Source organism: Bacteroides timonensis (genome assembly GCF_000513195.1).
In the GTDB taxonomy this organism is placed as follows: Bacteria; Bacteroidota; Bacteroidia; order Bacteroidales; family Bacteroidaceae; genus Bacteroides; species Bacteroides timonensis.
Map to the genome: position 1 here is coordinate 1 of NZ_CBVI010000074.1, position 2742 is coordinate 2742.

Consider the following 2742-nt stretch of genomic DNA (forward strand, 5'->3'; position numbering starts at 1 on the left):
GTATTTAGTATTAATAATGGTAGTAAATTAGATTATGAATACATCAGATGCCATTGATATATTACGGAAAATTAAAGTCAATTTTGCTGATAAATATGGTATAAAGACTTTAGGCCTTTTTAGTTCATTTGCTCGAAAACTGCAAAAGGAAACGAGTGATCTGGACGTAGTAGTAATTTAAGCTACCGTCAGCTGTCTCATCTGGTAGAGAAGTTGGAGGCTATATGTTAGCAATCACAGGCGGCATCACGTTATGGTATGTCAGCAGCGTTACCAATATGCGATACGGTAAGTACCGTCTGTTTGCAGAGGTTGAGTTGTTAGGTAAAAACCCTTATACGGGTGAAGCGTATGTGTTCTTGTCCAAAGACAGGCAGACTCTTAAGATTATACGCTTCAACTTATTGATACCTTTTCAGAATTCTTTTTGCCAATGTTTTGTTGTATTACAAAATTGCTTATCTTTGTTTTTGATACGTAAGTTTTGAATAAATAATATTGTTATATATGATAACTCAGATTACTGTAGAGAATTTTAAGTCCATTGAAAACTTGTCTGTTGATTTAGGGCGTATTAATGTTTTTATTGGAGCAAATGGTGTCGGTAAATCTAATATTTTGGAGGCCATAGCAATGTTGGCTTCGGAACGTTCGGGACTTATCGAAACCAAAGATATGATTTCAAAAGGAATAAGGATTGCAAAGCCGGATTTAATGATTGGTTCTTTTTTTGGAAAAAAGGTAATTGAAGAGATAGGCTCCTGTATTTATTTCAATAATTTGCGTAATCCGGAATGTCCGCTGAGATATCGTATTTATAATCTGAACTATTTGGATGTTTTCTCAAGGTGGAGCTGCAATGTAAGTTTGCCTCCTAGAGGTGGGATGCCTACTGAGAAGCGTGTTGAAGAACATGATAAGGAAAAAAATGAGAAGAAAAACTATATTTCTCAGTATTTGATTTATTCATTGTCGACAAGTGCGTTGAGAGGAATAACACGGGAGAATTATGAACTTCCTTTAGGTATCAATGGAGAGGGGTTGGATGTTTTGCTGAATAATTTGCCGCAGGAGGAAATTGAAAGAATCAAAGAAATAGCGGAGGACTGTATTTCATGGATTGATGATATTTTGTTGGATAAGGAGGAAACTTATAAAATGCAAGGATATAAGTTAGGACGGAGTATTTCTAATTTATACTTCAGAGATAAGTATATGCAGAAGAAAAATAATCTTTTCTCTGCGGAAAATGCAAACGAAGGGGCATTGCATCTGTTATTTTATCTGACTCTTTTTATAAGTAAACGTACTCCTGATTTCTTTGGCATAGATAATATTGAAACGGGGCTAAATCCCAGGTTGTGCCGTTATCTGATGAAGAATCTGGCAAGTCTTGTTGAGGAAAATGATAAACAGGTTCTGATTACGACACAAAACCCGGCAGTTCTGGATGGGATGAATTTGCATGATGATAATCAGCGTTTATTTGTTGTCACTAGAAAAGATAATGGTGCAACCAAAATAGAACGGATAAAACTGAAACCTATGCGTGATGGCAAAGATGTGCAGAATAAACTATCAGATTTGTGGATGAAGGGATTTCTTGGTGGAATTCCTGATAACTTTTAAGTGAAAATGAAAGTAGGAATAATTGCTGAGGGATTTGCTGACATAGCTATAATCAAGGCTATATTGAAGAAATTAAAAGGGATTGATAGCTCTGATATCCTGAATGTCAGACCGGAAGATCAAACCGACGAGACAGAACTTAATGAGAAAAACTTTAGCAACTGGACATTGGTGTTGAAGGAATGTGCTAATTCTGGAAGTTTAAGTGATTTTTTTGATATGTTTGAAGAAGATCGGTATCTTGTCGTTCAAATAGATACAGCAGAACGTGGTGAAAGTGGATATGATGTGCTCTGCCCACAAAGAAGTGGAGTGTCTGACTGGAAGGTGTATAGTGAAGAGTTGCGGAAAAATGTGGTGGCTAAGATAGAGGGTACTGTCGAGGAAAAGTACCGAGAACGTGTACTATATGCTATTTGTATTGAAGAAACGGATGCATGGTTAATTCCAATATGGGATAAACATATAAAAGATAGTTCGCAAAAAGTACGGCCTAAAGAAACTTTAAGTGGGCTAATAGCGAGGTTAAAGGACAAAGAAAAGAATAAGTTAGTGGATACTCGAAAAAGTAACTTGAATTACATTGAGTTGGGACAAGTATTGAAAAAGAATTTGGCAGAATGTCGTAAGAAAAGTGCAAGCTTAGATGCATTTTGTAACTCAGTAGAGGAACAATTGAAAAATGAATAAAAAGCATAATTACTGAGAGCCTGTTTAAATTTTCTTCAATAATAATTTTATAGCTGATATTTTGACCATTTCCTCTGCTGAATCGAATGTCAATTCATAGTTTCGACAGAGTCTCCTATCATTGTCCATCCATGAGAATGATCTTTCTACGATCCACCTCTTATGAATAGGTTTGAATCCCTGTTCTTTGTATGCGCTAATGACCACTTGAATTACATAGCCAAATTGTTTTTTGATGTTTTCAATAAGTTCGCCTCTATATCCTCCGTCTGCCAGTATAACTTTTATCCCCGAACAAAGTTCCTTTAACACTCTCATTAGTAGATAAGCGGCCTTGCTGTCATGGACGTTGGCTATTGTAACCATCACGGCAATTAGAAAGCCATTTTTGTCCACAATAATATGGCGTTTGATACCTTTTAC

The 2742-nt window shown here is 36.0% G+C and carries 4 protein-coding genes; 3 read left to right on the forward strand and 1 reads right to left on the reverse strand.

All coding sequences use genetic code 11. The features are described from left to right. The first annotated feature begins 34 nt into the window (after positions 1-34). The 3 genes from BN161_RS14095 (at position 35) to BN161_RS14105 (ending at position 2319) form a co-directional block, all read left to right on the forward strand. Positions 35-181, forward strand: coding sequence for a nucleotidyltransferase family protein (locus tag BN161_RS14095; protein ID WP_125910833.1), 147 nt, complete (start codon positions 35-37; stop codon positions 179-181). Between the two features lie 326 nt (positions 182-507). Continuing rightward, positions 508-1629 (forward strand): AAA family ATPase, encoded by a 1122-nt coding sequence (locus BN161_RS14100; protein ID WP_044267270.1) that lies wholly within the window; start codon positions 508-510, stop codon positions 1627-1629. A gap of 6 nt (positions 1630-1635) precedes the next feature. After that, the gene (locus tag BN161_RS14105) at positions 1636-2319 is read left to right on the forward strand and encodes a hypothetical protein (RefSeq protein WP_044267272.1); all 684 of its coding nucleotides are present in this window, start codon (positions 1636-1638) and stop codon (positions 2317-2319) included. Positions 2320-2343: 24 nt separating this feature from the next. Here the strand turns inward: BN161_RS14105 and BN161_RS14110 are convergent. Further along, positions 2344-2742, reverse strand: a 399-nt coding sequence (locus tag BN161_RS14110) for a transposase (RefSeq protein WP_141651796.1), incomplete at its 5' end; no start/stop codon positions are given.

Coding starts and splice junctions, on each gene's coding strand:
- BN161_RS14105 (WP_044267272.1), top strand. CDS start 1,636: ATGAAAGTAGGAATAATTGCTGAGGGATTTGCTGACATAGCTATAATC.
- BN161_RS14100 (WP_044267270.1), top strand. CDS start 508: ATGATAACTCAGATTACTGTAGAGAATTTTAAGTCCATTGAAAACTTG.
- BN161_RS14095 (WP_125910833.1), top strand. CDS start 35: ATGAATACATCAGATGCCATTGATATATTACGGAAAATTAAAGTCAAT.